This is a genomic window from Haloarcula rubra (assembly GCF_019599465.1).
Lineage (GTDB): Archaea > Halobacteriota > Halobacteria > Halobacteriales > Haloarculaceae > Haloarcula > Haloarcula rubra.
In genome coordinates this window covers 48,210-63,227 of the sequence record NZ_RKLR01000018.1, presented here as the reverse complement: position 1 = coordinate 63,227, position 15,018 = coordinate 48,210, and the positions used below count along the sequence as shown (strand labels likewise).

Annotated in this window: 17 protein-coding genes and 1 tRNA gene; 7 read left to right on the top strand and 11 right to left on the bottom strand. The window is 67.6% G+C overall.

The features are described from left to right. Positions 1-293: phosphate acyltransferase (locus tag EGH21_RS22225; protein ID WP_268899102.1), on the top strand; the 293-nt coding region annotated here is incomplete at its 5' end. 226 nt (positions 294-519) lie between these two features. Here EGH21_RS22225 and EGH21_RS22220 read toward each other — a convergent pair. Next, positions 520-762 carry a DUF8015 family protein gene (locus EGH21_RS22220; RefSeq protein WP_220620596.1) on the bottom strand — a complete coding sequence of 81 codons (243 nt, stop codon included), beginning with the start codon at positions 760-762 and terminating at the stop codon, positions 520-522. A gap of 200 nt (positions 763-962) precedes the next feature. Here EGH21_RS22220 and EGH21_RS22215 point away from each other — a divergent pair, with 200 nt between their 5' ends. Further along, positions 963-1,862: an NAD-dependent epimerase/dehydratase family protein gene (locus EGH21_RS22215; protein WP_220620595.1), complete on the top strand. Its 900-nt coding sequence runs from the start codon at positions 963-965 to the stop codon at positions 1,860-1,862. Between the two features lie 87 nt (positions 1,863-1,949). Here the strand turns inward: EGH21_RS22215 and EGH21_RS22210 are convergent, their stop codons facing one another. The 4 genes from EGH21_RS22210 to EGH21_RS22195 form a co-directional block, all read right to left on the bottom strand. Further along, complete coding sequence (locus EGH21_RS22210) at positions 1,950-2,612, bottom strand: ribonuclease H family protein (RefSeq protein WP_220620594.1); 663 nt, start codon at positions 2,610-2,612, stop codon at positions 1,950-1,952. A gap of 95 nt (positions 2,613-2,707) precedes the next feature. Next, positions 2,708-2,950, bottom strand: coding sequence for a DUF8028 family protein (locus EGH21_RS22205; protein WP_220620593.1), 243 nt, complete (start codon positions 2,948-2,950; stop codon positions 2,708-2,710). A 203-nt stretch (positions 2,951-3,153) separates the two neighbouring features. After that, on the bottom strand, positions 3,154-3,570 hold the full coding sequence (locus EGH21_RS22200; protein WP_220620592.1) for a DUF8009 family protein: 417 nt from the start codon (positions 3,568-3,570) through the stop codon (positions 3,154-3,156). A gap of 44 nt (positions 3,571-3,614) precedes the next feature. Further along, on the bottom strand, positions 3,615-4,052 hold the full coding sequence (locus EGH21_RS22195) for a pyridoxamine 5'-phosphate oxidase family protein (protein ID WP_220620591.1): 438 nt from the start codon (positions 4,050-4,052) through the stop codon (positions 3,615-3,617). Positions 4,053-4,202: 150 nt separating this feature from the next. On the opposite strand from EGH21_RS22195, the gene EGH21_RS22190 reads away from it, so the two are divergent. Next, the gene (locus EGH21_RS22190; RefSeq protein WP_220620590.1) at positions 4,203-4,790 is read left to right on the top strand and encodes a HalX domain-containing protein; all 588 of its coding nucleotides are present in this window, start codon (positions 4,203-4,205) and stop codon (positions 4,788-4,790) included. Between the two features lie 7 nt (positions 4,791-4,797). Here EGH21_RS22190 and EGH21_RS22185 read toward each other — a convergent pair whose 3' ends face one another. Both EGH21_RS22185 and EGH21_RS22180 read right to left on the bottom strand, forming a co-directional pair. Continuing rightward, a complete protein-coding gene (locus EGH21_RS22185) occupies positions 4,798-6,024 on the bottom strand; it encodes an FAD-dependent oxidoreductase (protein WP_220620589.1) in 1,227 nt (408 codons plus the stop codon). 60 nt (positions 6,025-6,084) lie between these two features. After that, positions 6,085-7,125: a zinc-dependent alcohol dehydrogenase family protein gene (locus tag EGH21_RS22180; protein WP_220620588.1), complete on the bottom strand. Its 1,041-nt coding sequence runs from the start codon at positions 7,123-7,125 to the stop codon at positions 6,085-6,087. Positions 7,126-7,199: 74 nt separating this feature from the next. Here EGH21_RS22180 and EGH21_RS22175 point away from each other — a divergent pair, with 74 nt between their 5' ends. Then, entirely contained in the window at positions 7,200-7,580 is a 381-nt protein-coding gene (locus EGH21_RS22175) for a nuclear transport factor 2 family protein (RefSeq protein ID WP_220620587.1), read from the top strand. 197 nt (positions 7,581-7,777) lie between these two features. On the opposite strand, the gene EGH21_RS22170 is transcribed toward EGH21_RS22175, so the two are convergent. Then, positions 7,778-7,921, bottom strand: a tRNA-Met gene (locus tag EGH21_RS22170). Between the two features lie 134 nt (positions 7,922-8,055). On the opposite strand from EGH21_RS22170, the gene EGH21_RS22165 reads away from it, so the two are divergent. Beyond that, the gene (locus tag EGH21_RS22165; protein ID WP_220620586.1) at positions 8,056-9,036 is read left to right on the top strand and encodes a DUF7115 domain-containing protein; all 981 of its coding nucleotides are present in this window, start codon (positions 8,056-8,058) and stop codon (positions 9,034-9,036) included. 134 nt (positions 9,037-9,170) lie between these two features. On the opposite strand, the gene EGH21_RS22160 is transcribed toward EGH21_RS22165, so the two are convergent. Beyond that, positions 9,171-9,539, bottom strand: a complete 369-nt coding sequence (locus EGH21_RS22160; RefSeq protein ID WP_220620585.1) for a DUF5830 family protein — start codon at positions 9,537-9,539, stop codon at positions 9,171-9,173. 74 nt (positions 9,540-9,613) lie between these two features. Here EGH21_RS22160 and EGH21_RS22155 point away from each other — a divergent pair, with 74 nt between their 5' ends. Further along, complete coding sequence (locus EGH21_RS22155; protein WP_220620584.1) at positions 9,614-10,276, top strand: TVP38/TMEM64 family protein; 663 nt, start codon at positions 9,614-9,616, stop codon at positions 10,274-10,276. On the opposite strand, the gene EGH21_RS22150 is transcribed toward EGH21_RS22155, so the two are convergent. After that, positions 10,251-13,217, bottom strand: a complete 2,967-nt coding sequence (locus EGH21_RS22150) for a hybrid sensor histidine kinase/response regulator (protein WP_220620583.1) — start codon at positions 13,215-13,217, stop codon at positions 10,251-10,253. The two genes, EGH21_RS22155 and EGH21_RS22150, sit on opposite strands and share 26 nt — an antisense overlap. 46 nt (positions 13,218-13,263) lie before the next feature. Beyond that, on the bottom strand, positions 13,264-13,386 hold the full coding sequence (locus EGH21_RS24520) for an HVO_2523 family zinc finger protein (protein ID WP_268899105.1): 123 nt from the start codon (positions 13,384-13,386) through the stop codon (positions 13,264-13,266). 86 nt (positions 13,387-13,472) lie between these two features. Between EGH21_RS24520 and EGH21_RS22145 the strand changes: the two genes are divergently transcribed. Next, positions 13,473-14,993 (top strand): molybdopterin-dependent oxidoreductase, encoded by a 1,521-nt coding sequence (locus tag EGH21_RS22145; RefSeq protein WP_220620582.1) that lies wholly within the window; start codon positions 13,473-13,475, stop codon positions 14,991-14,993. The last annotated feature ends 25 nt before the right edge of the window (positions 14,994-15,018 follow it).

Below are 15,018 nucleotides of genomic sequence, written 5' to 3'. Positions count from 1 at the left end.
TGGACTTCCCGGTCGACGGGGAGATGCAGGCCGACACGGCCGTCGTCGAGGACATCCTCAACACCACCTACGAGTTCTCCGAACTCGAGGACCCTGCGAACGTCCTCGTCTTCCCGAACCTCGAAGCCGGGAACATCGGTTACAAACTCCTCCAGCGACTCGGCGGCGCCGAAGCCATAGGCCCGATGCTCGTCGGCATGGACAAACCAGTCCACGTCATCCAGCGCGGCGACGAGGTCAAGGACATCGTCAACCTCGCTGGCGTGGCCGTGGTGGACGCTCAACAGGAGTAGCACGGCGACGGAGTCGCCGCTTTTTCGCCCACGTTTTTCGAGGCGTGGTGTGCGAACGGAGTGAGCACACCCGACGACGAAAAAGGTGGTCGGTAATCTCGCTGGCGTCGCCGTGGTGGACGCCCAACAGGAGTAGCACGGCGACGCGACGCTCATCGCTTCACCGGTCACTGTGTCGCGGCGCCAGTCGCTCCGCTACGGACCGCGACGTAGGGTGGTTCCGTGGTCACCCACCTGTCGGTGGGTTGAGAAAGAGGGCGTCGACGACGGCCGTCAGCGCCACCACCGACCCGGCGGCGAGCGCTTTCGGAACCGCCACGTCGGCCAGTCCGGCGACGACGACCGTCAGCAGGAACGCCGTGGGGATGAGTGCGAGTACGAAGTCGTACCGAGAGACCGACGGAATCGGTGTCGTTCGGTCCGCGTACTGTCCGTCTGAACCGTGAGTCCTGCTGCTACTGGTACTCATCTCTCTGTCACCTCCCAGTCGGTATTATACAGCCACTCCAAGTTAAAGTTTGAGCTGTGTGACGTTGGGGGAACGTTCTCGAAGTCACGTACGAACGTCTGTATAACTTATACGGTGCTAAACCCTCGCGACCTGTCACGATGATATGCAGACGGACACTCGTCACGGAGGTTTTCCCTCCGGCCTCTCACTGACGACGTATGCCCGAGACAGTCGCGGTCACCGGCGGCAACGGTCGGGTCGGCGAAGCCGTCCTCGAACACCTCGGTTCGGAGGGGTATCGCACCGTCAACCTCTCTCGCGGGAAACCCGACGAGTCACACTCGGACGCGTATCTGACGACGGACTTGCTGGAGGCCGGCGAGGTGTACGGGTCGCTCGCGAAGAGCGACGCCGACGCCGTCGTCCACCTCGGGATGCTCCCGACGCCCGAGCGAACGCCGGGGTACCGCACGTTCGAGAGCAACGCCATGTCCACCTACCACGTGTTAGAGGCCGCCGGCGAACTCGGTGTCGAGACGGTGACGCTCGCGTCGAGTTTCAGCGCCATCGGTGGCGGCTTCGAACCTGACCCAATCACCGTCGACTACCTCCCGGTCGACGAGTCCCACCGACTCACCCCGTCGACGTCCTACGGGGTGGGCAAGCAGACGCTGGAGACTATCGCAGACGGGTTCGCGCGACGGGCCGACGACCGCCCGCGGACCGTCACCTCCCTGCGGTTCCCGTGGGTGGTCGACGACGAGATGGCCCGCGAGGCGTTCGTCGAGGCCGACCGAACGCTCGACGGCCTCCGGGCGGCCGACGCACTCCACACACAGCGCAACACCCTGTTCACCTACGCGCACGTCTCGGACGTGGTTGACCTCGTCCGGCGCACCGTCGAGGCGACGTTCGACGGCCACGAACGCGTGTGGGTGTCGGCCCCCGACACGAGTGCCGCGACGCCGACGGAGGCGGTAGTCGCCGACCTGTTCCCCGACGCCGAAGTTCGGGCGGACCTCTCCGACCACACCGCACTGGTCGACACCTCGAAGGCGGAACGGCTGTTCGACTGGACGCCGTCGTGGCGCTGGCGGTCGCTCGAAGGCGATGCGTGACGGTCGATTAGGTGTCGTATAAGCGTACGAAGAGTCCGTCGTCGTCGGCTCACGGTCCCGGGCGTGTGGGTGGTGCCTCGCGACGATTCAGTCCGAAGCGCCGCCGCGCTCGGACCGGGAGGGCGGCGGCACGCGTTCGTCCGTCGACGTGGTCTGCGGGAGGACACAGCGGTCCGGCTCGCCGTTGACGTGCGCGTACTGGTCCGGCGCGTTGGCGAGCGGGTGGGCCGGGTTCCGGTCGCTCGAGATGCGGGCCGCCCGAACCTCGCCGAAACTGTTGACGCGGGCCTGAATCCCCCGCCAGTGGAGCCCCGTCGCCGGCGGCACCGAGACGCTGTGGGGCGGGTCGTAGGCCGATCCGTGTGTCGCCAGTACCTCGGCGTTGACGTTCTCGGCGAGCTGGTCGTGGTCGATGAGCAGGCCGATGCGGGCGTCCGCCGGGGCCCGTGTCGCGAGGACGTCCAGCCCGAGGTGGAGCGCCCGATACTCGGCGACGTTGTTGTCCGGCGCGTTGTCCGGCACCGAGAGGCGAACGACTCGCTCGCCGTCCAACGTCTCGACGACGACGCCGAGGCCACCTCGTTCCGTCGGGCGACCATCGCCCGCGACGGGGTCGATGCCGTGCTGTCGGTAGGACCCGTCTGTGGCGATGTAGAAATCCCGATGGTGGCTACGAGGGGGGTGCGCGATGTGCGGCGTCGGTGACTCGTCGAACAAATCTCGTAGGGTCGGCCGGCCGTAAGCGGCCATATCACCTCTTAGACGACTGGGATTATAAATATGTGGTCCCGACTCACCGAGTGAAACGCCGCGATGGGGCCGAGAGAGGCCACTCCCGCCGTCGCTCACTCGCGGGCGTACGAGTGACCGAGGAGCAACGCGACAGCGTTGCAAGCGACCAGTGCGGCGAAGGCCGTCCTGACGGCCGGGGTTTCGAGACCCGACGCGAGTAACGGGAGGTAGAGGAACGGGAGGGCGATGGCTGTCCAGAAGGCGATGCCACGGAGGGACTCCAGGAGGGTCTGGGGAACGTTCGGGACCGTTTCGTCGAGGCGGGCGAACAGTTCGTGTGCTGACGAACTCGACATGGGGTGACTTGCCTCCTCGTAGCACGGAGACCGGCTTATAACTGCGAGAGCGTTCGACCTATTTCGTCTCGTTTCACGCCAGGCTCCGAGACGACCCGACGTTTCACGACTCGATTAGAGACACGGAGACCTTTTAGAAACCGCTCTCACTCCGTAGATAACGATTCCATAGCACTACGGACCGGTACGTACGACGCCGTTTTTCACGGGCCCAATAGAGAGCCGGTAAGTTCGTGGTCCACGGCCGCCACCGTCACCGTCTCGACGACGTGGTCGAGTATCTCCGCTCGCCACTCGTCGACGCGCCGTTCGTGATACGTCCGATGGCGCTCGACGGAGTATGTCGTCTCCTCGCCGGCGCGGAGCTCGTCGGCGGTGTCGTCGGGCGTCGGATAGGGGGGTGCCGTGTCGGCCACCAGTCGCTCCGGGGCGACGTGGAGCGTCTCGTCGTCGCCTCCGTCCGCCTGTACCACGTGGAGACGGGCCCGCATCCGCCCGCTGTACGGCGGCGTGGCCCGGAGCACCGTCTCCGGACCGTCTCGTGTGTTCGCCTCCAGTGCCGCGACGAGGTCCTCTGCGCTGACGGCCAGCGAGCGAACGACCGACGGGTCGGGTGCCATCGACGGGTGTACGACGGCCAGCCACAAAGCCCCGACGCATCGCCTCACATCCGGCCGCTGTAGTCCCACGAGTGCAACCGGTCCGGCGCAATCGTGATGGTCACCTCGCGACGGTCTGGGGAGAGCAGTCGCTCGGCCAGCGGCGAGTCGGTCCCGTCGAGGTACCGGTCGATGAGGGCCCGGAGCGTCTCCTTCTCTTCGTCCGGCGCGACCGACGCGGTCCCGTTGCCTCTGACGCCACGGTAGGGCGGGTCGTTGGTCGACACCTCGAAACTGACGACGTCGTCGTACTCCAGATAGCGGACGACGTCGGCGTCGGCGGCGGTCGCACACTGTATCGCGCCGTCCTCGTAGCGATACCACAGCGACAGCATCCACGGGTCGCCCTTCGGCCGTCGACAGCCCAGTCGAATCGGCACCGCCGTCGTTTCGAGGAAGTCGGTGAGTTCGTCCGTGGACCACGGGCCCGTGACAGTGACCATCGGGTGCCGATAGGTCGGCCGGCGTAAACTGCTCTGGGGTGGGTCGCCCCGGACACCCCCGTTTCAGAATCACCACTGATAATCCGAGAGGTGGATTTATTACAGCTATCCGGCAAGAACGACACCAGAACAGACGGGCGGGACACGACGATGGAGAGAGAAAGTGTGCACGTGACGACACAATCGGAGACGGCGACGGTGCTCGTGGTCGACGACGAACACGACGTGGCCGAACTGTACACGACGTGGTTGCAGCGAGACCACGACGTTCTGAGTGCCCACGACGGCGAAACCGCACTGGAGAGACTCGACGCGAGCGTCGACGTGGTCTTCCTGGACCGGCAGATGCCGGGGATGTCGGGCGACGACGTCCTCGACGCTATCGACGACCGGGGTATCGACTGTCGCGTCGTGATGGTCACCGCCGTCGACCCGGACTTCGACATCGTCGAGATGCCGTTCGACGACTACCTGACGAAACCCGTCAGCCGCGACGACCTCGTCGACACCGTCGGCGAGATGCTCGTCCGCGACTCCTACGACGACCACCTCAAGCAGTACTTCGCCGTGGCCTCGAAGAAGGCGACGCTGGAATCCGAGAAGAACCCCGCCGAACTCGACGCCCACGAGGAGTACCACGAGGTCTCAGAGCGCGTGGCGGAACTCCGCCGGCAAGCGGACCAGACCGTCGCCGAGTTCGACGACTTCGAAGCCGCGTTCCGCGAGTTCGGCGGCTGAGCGGCTGCTACCGGTGGCTGGAGACCACGTCTTCGTCGGTCGGCCCCTGCCCGTCGTATCTCGCGACGAAGGAGTCGAGTCTGTCGGCGTCGTCGGCCCCGGGCAGTCGTCTCGTCGCCGTCTCGCAGTCGGCGTCGACGTCCAGTCGCTCGCAGACGAGGTCGGTCGTGCTCTCGGCCATCTGCCGGTAGGTCGTCAACTTCCCGCCGACGACGCTGACGACGTTCTCGACGCCGTCCTCGGCGTGGTCCAACCTGAAGAACCCGCGCGAGATGCCTCTCCGGTCGCCCTCGCCCTCGTCGGGGGCGTACAGCGGTCTGACACCCCACCACGTTCTGACCTCCGCGGCGTCGGCGACCGGCGGTAGCATCGCCGCACACTCCTCGACGGACCGTTCGACCTCCCAGTCGGCCCGCTCGTAGTCGTCGGGGTCCGAGACGGGGACGCTCGTCGTGCCGAGCACCGCCTCGCTCTCGTGCGGGACGACGATGTCGCCGTCGTCCGGGTCGCGACATCGGTTCAACACCGGGTCGAGCGAGTCGTACTCCACGGAGACCATCACGCCGCGCGCCGGCGCCATCTCGACGTCGAGGCCGGCCTTCGCCGCGACCTGTCCCGCCCACGCCCCGGCCGCGTTGACGACGTAGTCGGGTTCGACCGTCTCGTCGGCGTCGCCGCCGAGCGTCGCGGCCGTCACCCGTCCGTCGGTGACGGTCAGCGATTCGAGGGGGCCGTGCGGGTGAATCGTCGCGCCGTTGGCCTCGGCGTCGGCCGCGTTCGCGGCCACGAGGCGCGAGGGGTAGATGACGGCGTCTGGCACCCACATCGCGCGTTCGACGTCGTCGGTCAGGTCCGGGACCCGTTCGCGGGCGGCGTCCGGGTCGAGTTCCTCCGTCTCGATACCGATGGCCTCGCAGGCGTCGCGTTTCGCCTCGAAGTAGTCCGGGTCGTCCTCGGCCAACTGCACGAACAGGCCGCCGGTGTCGCGGATACACTCGCCCGCGATGTCTCTGAGAATCCGGTTCTCCTCGATACACTCCTCGGCGCCCGTCTCGTCGGCCTCCGCGTAGCGCGCACCGCTGTGTAAGAGCCCGTGGGAGCGACCCGAGGTGCCACTCGCGAGGCCGCCCCGTTCGGCCAGCGTCACGTCGACGCCCCGCAACGCGAGGTCGCGGGCCACACCGACGCCGGTGGCGCCACCGCCGACGACGAGCACTGTCGTGGAACGTGTCATCACTAGATGTTGGTCTGTAGACATATGGGGCTATCGCTCGGCTCGGCCGCCCGGCGCCCCCTACGGCTTGACGAGCACCTTGATGGCGTCACGTTCGTCCATCGCCCGGTACCCCTCCGGCACACCGTCTAAGTCGACCGTCTTCGTGAAGATGGGCGACGGGTCGAGCGTCCCCTGTAACACGTCGGCCATCAGGTCCTCGGCGTAGGCCCGGACCGGCGCGACGCCGCCGCTGAGGGTGATGTTGTCGCCGAACATCCCGAAGAGGTCGAGGCCGTCCTCGTTCACGCCGTGTGGGACGCCGACGTAGCCGACGGTCCCGCCCGGCCGACAGACGTCGATGGCCGTCTCCATCGCCGACGCGGCGCCCACGCACTCCATGACGTGGGTCGCACCGCCGTAGGTCGTCTCTCGGGCCTGTTCGACGGCTTCCTCACCGCGGGCGCTGATTGTCTCGGTGGCGCCGAACGCCCGGGCCAGTTCCAGTCGGTCCTCGTGGTGCCCCATCGCGACGATTCGCTCGGCACCGAGTCGACGCGCGGCGAGGACGCCACAGAGACCGACCGCGCCGTCGCCGACGACGATGCAGGTATCCCCCTCGTCGACGCCCGCGCTCACGGCCGCGTGGTGGCCGGTCCCCATCACGTCGGTCAGCGGAAGCAACGCTTCCAGCGTGTCCTCGTCGTCGGCGTGCCGGTCCGGCACCCGGACGAGGGTGCCGTCGGCCTCCGTCGCGCGGACGTACTCACCCTGCCCGCCGCCGTTCTCGTCGTTCCACCGGTCGCCGTTCACGCAGGACGTGTGGAGCCCCTTCCGACAGAACTCACACCGGCCACAACTCTGGAGGAAGGGTGCGAACACCCGGTCGCCGGGTTCGACCGAGCGCACGTCCTCGCCGATCGTCTCCACGATACCCATGGGTTCGTGACCCACGCGGGACCCCTCCTCACGGTCGCTCTCGCCGCGGTAGAACCACAGGTCGGAGCCACAGACCGCCGTGTGCGTCACGCGAACGACGGCGTCCGTCGGCGACTCGACTTCGGGCTTCGGGACCTCTTCGACGGTTATCTCGCCGGGACCGCGAAAGATGGCTGCGCGCATACCCGCCGTTCGGCCCACCCGTGGAAAACCGTTCGCCCCGCAGGGATAAGGGCCGTCGAGCGCAAGTCCCCCACATGGACGCCCGAGCGACGATCCACGACTACTACGACTCGCTACGCCACGGCGCGCCGTTGGACACCTTCTTCGCCGACGACCGGCCGGCCGACGACCCCATCGTGAAGTTCGGCATCTCCGAGCGCCTCGTCGGGTCCGACGCGATTCAGGAAGGCCTCCGCGACCAGACGGCGTCGACGTCCGACTGGACCGTCGAGAGCCACGACCTCCGGGTCACACAGCGCGACAGCGTGGCGTGGTTCAGCGACGTCGTGGCGCTGTCGTGGGACGAGGGCGACGCCCACCACGAGTACTACACTCGCTGGAGCGGGACGCTCGAACACCGCGACGGCGACTGGCGGTTCGTCGGGATGCACGTCAGCGTCGCGACGGACCTCTAGGGACGCCGTCTCACGGCGCTCCCGCTCACAGACGGTCGCGGTAGTTGGAGAATGCCCGGGGAGGGGCCGAACCACGGCGAGAGCAAACTCTCGCCTGCCCTGCGCTCACTGGCGTTCGCGCAGGACCTACGGGCTCTCCGCCCACCACTTCGCAGACTGAGAGCGGTCGCTCGCCGACGCGAGCGACGGATAAAGTATGCCCGGGGAGGGCTCCGAACCCTCGATCTCCGCATAACCCAGGTCCGGGGTGTGACGAGCACCCCTCGGGTCATGCCGGTTGGTACCGCATGAGTCGTAAGACCCTATGAGTGCGGCGCTATGTCCAGCTAAGCCACCCGGGCGCGGGTGCACTCGGTCGTTGGCCGCTTGCCGTCTTGAAGGTTCTCATCTGCCCCCGGGCTGTGGGGCTCTCCCATGGCGGCCGGCACCTCGGGGGACCCACGGATTTAAGCCATCACGCTAGTATGCACCCTGCATGGAGATTCCCGACCTCGTCCGGCAGGAACTCGGGGACGAGGAGATCCAGGCCGGCGTCAACCTCGGTGACGAGGACGCAGTGTGTTTCACGCCGACCCGGACGCTCGTCTACCGCGGCGAGGGGTTACTCAGCGACGAGAAGGTCGCCGCACACCCCCACGACTTCGAGCGACTGACGATATCCGAAGGCCGGCGCAAGACCAAGTTCACGCTGTACTACACCGACGAGAAGCGTGACTTCGGCGTCCCGAACGACCGCGCGGGGACCGTCCTCGAACGCTTGCTGGAGGGCACACTCCGCGTCTCGAACGGTATCGACGCCGACGAGAGCGTCACCGGCGTCTTCCGGTTCAGTGAACTCACGCTGGTCGTCACCGACACCCAACTGCTGAAACATCTGGGCAACGTCACGTGGGACGCCGACTACGAGGCCTACGCCTTCGAGGACGTCACCGGCCTCGACTTCGAGGAGGGGAGCGTCGCCACGGCCATCGTCCTCGGCGTGAACGACCGGCCCGAACGTATCAAGGCCCCGGCCCAGCAGGCTCCGAAAGTCCGCAAGACCCTGCAGGAGGCGCTCTTCGCCTTCCACGACGTGTCCTCGCTGGCCGACCTGAACGCGAAGGTCGGCACCGAACCGGAGGGCGGGAGCGACGCCGGCGGCGGCCTCGGCCTCGAATCCGGTATCGACCCACTCGTCGGCGACGACGACGAGAGCTCCGAGGAGGACCGATCCGAGCAGCGACCCACCCAGTCCGCCGCGGCCGCGACACAGCAACAGTCGTCGACGGCCGACGCCGAGCAGACGACCGAGTCGCCGGTCCAGCAGGCCGCGGCGTCGGACCGTGGTGGCGACATCGAGGCCCTCGAACAGCAGATTGCCGAACTCACGGCCGCCGTCGAACGCCAGAACGAACGCATCGAACGGCAGGAACAGACCATCAAGACGCTCATCAAAGAGCTCCGACAGGGCCGCTGAGGGGCACTCTCACCCCTCGCGAGAGCCGCCGTGCTTCGGCGCGTCCTTCGTTTGCTCGGGTTCTCGCGCGCCCGACAGACTCGTTGCTCGCGGTCGCTTCGCTCCCCGCTCGTCTCCGAGGACCGACTCCCTCGCTACTCCCGCCCCAACACTTTCCTGATACACGTCGACCCGAACGGTCCCAACTCGCCGCCGTCGAACTGCACGAAGTGGCCCGTCGAGATGCTCGCGCCACAGCGCTCACAGGAGAACTCCCCCTCACGGACCACCACGTCGCCCTCGAAACTGACGAAGGTGCCCCGCGAGCGCGGGCGAACGAGGCCCTCCTCGCGGTCGATGACGCCGCGCATCGCCGCGGTGTCGAGAATCTCGCGCTGGACGCCGGGGTTGGTCGTCACCGTCTCGATGCGGTCCATGGCCTCGGCTACCGAGAGTTCCTCGTGTTCGAGGTGGGCGAGCAGTTCCACCCCGAGTTCGACGGGGTCGCTGTCGGCGTCGTCCACGCCGGCACCTCGTCCGCCACCGGATTAACGCTTACCACAAGAGGTTTGCCGCTCGCTGTCCCTGTCTCGGGTAGATGGACCGTCTGGTGAAGCGGCAGGTGATGGGGTCGGCCGCACTCGTCGCCGTCGTCGCCGTGGCCGCACTGGTTCTCTCGCCGGCCCGCATCATCGAGGCAGCGATGCATCTGGCGGACCACCCCGTGTATCTGGCGGGCCTCATCGTCTTCCTCTACCTCGTCCGGCCGCTGTTCGCGTGGCCGACGATGCCGCTGTCGGCGTTCGTCGGGTTCGTCCTCGGCGTCGAGTGGGGGTTCCCAGTCGCGCTGATGGGTGCGCTCGTCACCTGCCTCATCCCCTATCGCTTCGCACAGAAGGCGGGCGAACAGGGCGGGATGTTCGGGTGGCTGGGCGAGTCCGGCCAGCGAATCATGTCGGTGACCGGCGAGACGCGGGGGGTCCTCGCCGCCCGTCTCTCACCGGTCCCGGCGGACCCGGTGTCCTACGGCGCTGGCTTCGCCGACGTCTCGACCCGGGCGTTCGTCGTCGGCACGTTCCTCGGCGAGATTCCGTGGGTCGCGGTCGAGGTGATAGCCGGCGCGTCGATGCGCTCGCTCACGCTGACCGGCCTGTCTATCGAGGCCCTGCCCCACCTCCTCGCCCTGTTCGGAGCCATGGCGGTGCTGGTGCTCGCCGGCCCGACCTACCGGCACTTCAGCGGTCGGCCGGAGTCGTCCTGAACTCGAAGCGTGCCCCGCCGGCCTCGCTCTCGGTCGCGTCGACCGTCCACCCGTGTGCGGTGGCGATGTCCTCGACGATAGCGAGGCCGAACCCGGTCCCGCTCTCGCTGGTCGTGTAGCCGCGTTCGAAAATCTGCTCGCGTTTCGACGCCGGGATTCCGGGGCCGTCGTCGGCGACGACGAACCCGGTGGTCGACGCCCCCTCTGTCATCGTGTCGACGGTCACGGTCACGGCTGTCGTCGCCGACTCGCCGCCCCCGGTGGTCCGGTCGGCAGCGTCCTCGGACCGACCGCTCGCGTCGCTGTGTTCGATACTGTTCCGAAAGAGGTTCTCCAGCAGTTCGCGAAGCCGGGCGGGGTCTGCTTCCACCGTCGTCGTGTCGGGACACTCCAGCGCCGCGCCGTCGGTATCGACGTTGGCCCACGCCTGCTCGGCGGCGGTCCCGACGTCGACGCGCTCCGTGCTGCCGACGGTCTGGCCCTGTCTGGCCAGCGAGAGCAGGTCCTCGATGAGGCGCTCCATCCGGTCGGCCGCCCCCGCCGCGTCGCCGAGATGGTCGATGTCGCCGGTCTCCTCGGCCAGCGCGATGCGCCCCTGTACGACGTTGAGCGGGTTCCTGAGGTCGTGGCTGACGACGGACGCGAACTCGGCGAGGCGCTCTTCGCGCTCCTTCCGCTCTGCGATATCGCGGACGACGCCGGCCGTCCCCGCGAACTCGCCGTCGGGGGCCGGCAGTAGCGCCATGTTGTTCTCCGACGGAATCGTCGCTCCGTCCCGCGTCACGACGTCCATCTCCAGCGTGGCGCTGTCGGCCTCCTCGTCGGTCAGCAGGTCCTGCACGACCTGCTCGCCGCGGTCCAGTCCCTCGTCGGTCATGATGACGCCGATGTGCTGGCCGACGAGGTCGTCGGGGCTGTATCCGGTCATCGGTTCGATGGCCTCGTTGACGAACGTGAACACGCCCTCGTCGTCGAGCGTGTAGACCGGGTCGTCGACGGCCTCGACGATAGTCTCGTAGCGTTCGAGTTCCCGCTCACGCTCGATTCGCTCCGTGACGTCGCGGATGACGCCGACGGACCCGACGAACTCCCCTTCGTCGCTCACCAGCGGTGCGACCTTGTTCTCGTTGACCGTCCGGTTGCCGTCGGCGTCGACGGTGCACATCTCGAACGTCGCCCACGTCCGGTCCGGGTCCGCGTACAGTCGCTCGATGATTTCGGTCGCCGTCTGCACGTCTTCCGGTAGCATGAACTGTGTCGGTTCGGCGCCGACGATTTCCTCGCGATCGTAGCCGAGGTGGTCCGCCATGGCGTCGTTGGCCATCCGTATCGTCCCGTCGCTGTCGAGGACGTACATCGCGTCGCCGACGTTCTCGACGAGAGTCTCGTACTGTTCGAGTTTGCGTTCGCGGGCCTTGCGCTCGGTGATGTCGCGGACGACGCCGACCGACCCCGTGAACTCCCCGTCCGAGTCGGTGAGGACGGCGACCTTGTTCTCGGCCTGCCGCGTCTCCCCGTCGGTGGTGGTGACCGTCATCTCGTGACTGGCCCACGTCCGGTCCGGGTCCGACAGGAGGTCCCGTATGTCCCGGAGCCCCTCCTCGTGGTCTTCGGCGGCGATGTACTCGCTGGCCGGCGTGCCCACTATCTCGTCCCGGTCGGCGCCGAGGTACTCCGCCATGATGCGGTTCGCCATCTGGATGTGTCCTCGCTCGTCGAGGACGAACATCGGGTCACCGACGTTCTCGACGAGGGTCTCGTACCGTTCGAGTTTGCGTTCGCGGGCCTTGCGCTCGGTGATGTCGCGTGCGATTCCGGCGATACCGAGGACGTCACCGTGGGGGTCCTCGATGAGCGACCCGCGCAACTCGTGGAGAAGCAACTCGCCGCCTTTCGTCTCCACGGGCAGTTCGAGCGTCGACTGCCCCTCCGCGACGGTCTCTTCGAGCCGTTCCACCAGCACGTCGTGGTACGCCTCGGGGAACAGGTCGAACGCGTTCATCGAGGCGAGCTCTGCGTTCGTGTACCCGGTCACGTCGAGGACGGTGTCGTTCCACCGGAGCAGTTCCCCTTCGGGGCCGACGAGGTAGAACACGTCGTCGATAGCGTCGACGAGCGTCTCGGTGAACTGTCGCTCCTGTTCCAGTTCGCGCTCGCGCTGCTTGCGGGCGGTGATGTCCGTGACGAACCCTTCGAGTAGTTCGACGCCCTCGTCGTCGGTGTCGACGACCCGGCCGCGCTCCCAGAGCCATCGCGTCTCGCCGTCGGCCGTCTCGACCCGGTAGGTGACTTCGAACGGTTCGTCCGCGGCGAGACAGGTCTGGACCTGCTCCCAGAGGCGGTCCGTCTCCGCGTCCACGATGAGGTCACCCCACGACACCTCGCCGGACTCGATGGTCGCCGACTCGTAGCCGACCAGTTCCTCGGCGCCGTCGCTGACGAACTCCATGGGCCACCCGGGTTCGTTCCGTGCACGATAGACCATCCCCGGGAGGTTCGAGATGAGCGTCGAGAGCTGTCGCTCCGACTCTTCGAGCGCCGCCTTCGCGCGGGTCTCCCCCACGGCGCGTCTGATTCGGTTGGCCAGCACGGTGTACTGGTCCGTGCCGACGTCCTTCTGGAGGTACTCGGTCACGCCGGCCGAGATGGCGTCGCTCGCTATCTCCTCGTTGCCCTTCCCGGTGAAGAGGATGAACGGCAACTCGGGGAACTCCTCGCGGACCGCCTTCAGAAGCTCCAGTCCGTCCATGTCCGGCATGTCGTGGTCGCTCACCACGCAGTCGAACGGTTCCGACCGGAGCCGGTCGAGCGCGTCACAGGCGTCCTGTTCGGTGGCGACGTCGACGTTCCCGTCTACCCGTTCCAGATGCATCGCGGCGACATCCCCGAACTCCGGTTCGTCGTCGACGTGGAGCACGCGAATTTCGCCATCGCTACTCATTGTACTACGTCTGCGGTTCCATCGTAATAAAGCCGCCAGCAGTCTATCAGTAGAACGTGTCAGCGCAGTCGTAGACGACGCCGTGCTGTGGACAGACGTACTTACAGTGCCGATGGTACATCGCACGGTCGCACATCGGACAGGGACGGCCGCCTGACTCGTCGCTCATACGCGATGGGACGGACTCCCGACGCTTCGCTCTTTGGGGTCGAAATTGGAACAACGCCTTTTGTCGGGTAGTGCCTCCGAGCGAGTATGACCGACGACGTTCTCGACACGAGGGGTGGACGGGTGCTGGTCAGCGTCGCCGCCGGGGTGGCCGGCCTCGCTGGCTCGTACGCCCTGACGGGGGCCGCGCCGGCCTTTCTCGCCTCCCCGATAGAGCGGGCACTCGCACGGACCATGCCCGGTGCGATAGTCTCGTTCGCCATCACGACGCTGGGGAGCCTCGGCCAGCGACTGAACCTGCTCGCGGCCATCGCCGTCGCGGGCCTGTTCGTCGCGTTGGCGGCCCGGGCGGCCATCCTCGCCGGCGAGGCGGCCAACAACCGCCTCCTCCCGAGCGTCGGGACGGCCGTCGTCACGTGGGCCGTCGCCGTCGCCCTCACGGGCGAACTCGTCCTCTCGGCGGGCGCGGCGCTCCCGGCGGCCGGCGTCGTCGCCCTCGCACAGGCGCTCGACGCGTTCGGGGCCGACGCCACGCCCATCTCCTCGAAACGTCGGCGAGCGCTCTCGACTGTCGGCGTCGCGCTCGGTGCGGGCGTCCTCGGCTACCGACTCGGCGGGCAGCGGTCGCCCACCACGACGGCGGCCGACGCCCCACCTATCACCGCCGCGGGGGCCGACCTAGAGGACGCACAGACGAAACTCGACGCCGCGAGCGACGCCTCGCTGGACGTCGACGGCCTCGACTCGCTGGTCAGCGAGACGTTCTTCGAGGTGGACATCAACTCTATCGACCCGCAGGTCGACGCCGGCGACTGGTCGCTCTCGGTGACGGGCGCCGTCGAACAGGAGGTCACGCTGGACTACGACGAGTTGCAGGGAATGGACGCCGAGAATCGCTTCTCGACGCTCCGCTGTGTCGGCGATTCCCTCAACGGCAAGAAGATGGACACGGCGCTGTGGACCGGCGTCCCCGTCGACCAGTTGCTCGACGAGGCGGGCGTCCAGAGCGGGTGTGAGTGTGTGATGCTCCGGGCCACCGACGACTACTACGAGGAGTTCCCCATCGAGGCGCTCCGCGGCGGCCTCCTCGTGTACGGGATGAACGGCAACGTCCTCCCACGCGGGCACGGCTACCCGGTCCGGGCGCTCGTCCCGGGCCACTGGGGCGAGGTCAACGTCAAGTGGCTGACCGAAATCGAGGTCCTCGAACGCGAGGCCGAAGGCTACTGGGAGAAACGCGGGTGGCAGGGTACCGGCCCGGTCAAACCCGTCGCCAAACTCCACCACGCCGAACTGGTGGCCGACGGCCGCCGCCGACTGGCGGGCCACGCCTACGGCGGCCTGCGCGGCGTCGCCCGCGTCGAAGTCTCCACCGACGGCGGCGAGACGTGGGCCGACGCGACCCTCTCGGACCCGCTCCCGGCCGTCGACGGCGACGGGGCCGCCGAGGACGCGTGGCGCCAGTGGGAGTTTACCTACGACCCACCCGCCGGCGGCCACACCGCCGTCGTGCGGATGGTCGACGACGCGGGCGACGTCCAGACCGCCGAGGAGACGGACCCCGTTCCGAGTGGTCCCTCGGGGTGGGTCAGTCGCGAGTTCGCCTGAACGGACAACACACATCCGTCAGGGT

What these genes read in the sequence shown, in the direction of transcription:
- EGH21_RS22220 (WP_220620596.1), bottom strand. Translation starts at nt 762, where the DNA reads ATGAGTACCAGTAGCAGCAGGACTCACGGTTCAGACGGACAGTACGCG.
- EGH21_RS22215 (WP_220620595.1), top strand. Translation starts at nt 963, where the DNA reads ATGCCCGAGACAGTCGCGGTCACCGGCGGCAACGGTCGGGTCGGCGAA.
- EGH21_RS22210 (WP_220620594.1), bottom strand. Translation starts at nt 2,612, where the DNA reads ATGGCCGCTTACGGCCGGCCGACCCTACGAGATTTGTTCGACGAGTCA.
- EGH21_RS22205 (WP_220620593.1), bottom strand. Translation starts at nt 2,950, where the DNA reads ATGTCGAGTTCGTCAGCACACGAACTGTTCGCCCGCCTCGACGAAACG.
- EGH21_RS22200 (WP_220620592.1), bottom strand. Translation starts at nt 3,570, where the DNA reads ATGGCACCCGACCCGTCGGTCGTTCGCTCGCTGGCCGTCAGCGCAGAG.
- EGH21_RS22195 (WP_220620591.1), bottom strand. Translation starts at nt 4,052, where the DNA reads ATGGTCACTGTCACGGGCCCGTGGTCCACGGACGAACTCACCGACTTC.
- EGH21_RS22190 (WP_220620590.1), top strand. Translation starts at nt 4,203, where the DNA reads ATGGAGAGAGAAAGTGTGCACGTGACGACACAATCGGAGACGGCGACG.
- EGH21_RS22185 (WP_220620589.1), bottom strand. Translation starts at nt 6,024, where the DNA reads ATGACACGTTCCACGACAGTGCTCGTCGTCGGCGGTGGCGCCACCGGC.
- EGH21_RS22180 (WP_220620588.1), bottom strand. Translation starts at nt 7,125, where the DNA reads ATGCGCGCAGCCATCTTTCGCGGTCCCGGCGAGATAACCGTCGAAGAG.
- EGH21_RS22175 (WP_220620587.1), top strand. Translation starts at nt 7,200, where the DNA reads ATGGACGCCCGAGCGACGATCCACGACTACTACGACTCGCTACGCCAC.
- EGH21_RS22165 (WP_220620586.1), top strand. Translation starts at nt 8,056, where the DNA reads ATGGAGATTCCCGACCTCGTCCGGCAGGAACTCGGGGACGAGGAGATC.
- EGH21_RS22155 (WP_220620584.1), top strand. Translation starts at nt 9,614, where the DNA reads ATGGACCGTCTGGTGAAGCGGCAGGTGATGGGGTCGGCCGCACTCGTC.
- EGH21_RS22150 (WP_220620583.1), bottom strand. Translation starts at nt 13,217, where the DNA reads ATGAGTAGCGATGGCGAAATTCGCGTGCTCCACGTCGACGACGAACCG.
- EGH21_RS24520 (WP_268899105.1), bottom strand. Translation starts at nt 13,386, where the DNA reads ATGAGCGACGAGTCAGGCGGCCGTCCCTGTCCGATGTGCGACCGTGCG.
- EGH21_RS22145 (WP_220620582.1), top strand. Translation starts at nt 13,473, where the DNA reads ATGACCGACGACGTTCTCGACACGAGGGGTGGACGGGTGCTGGTCAGC.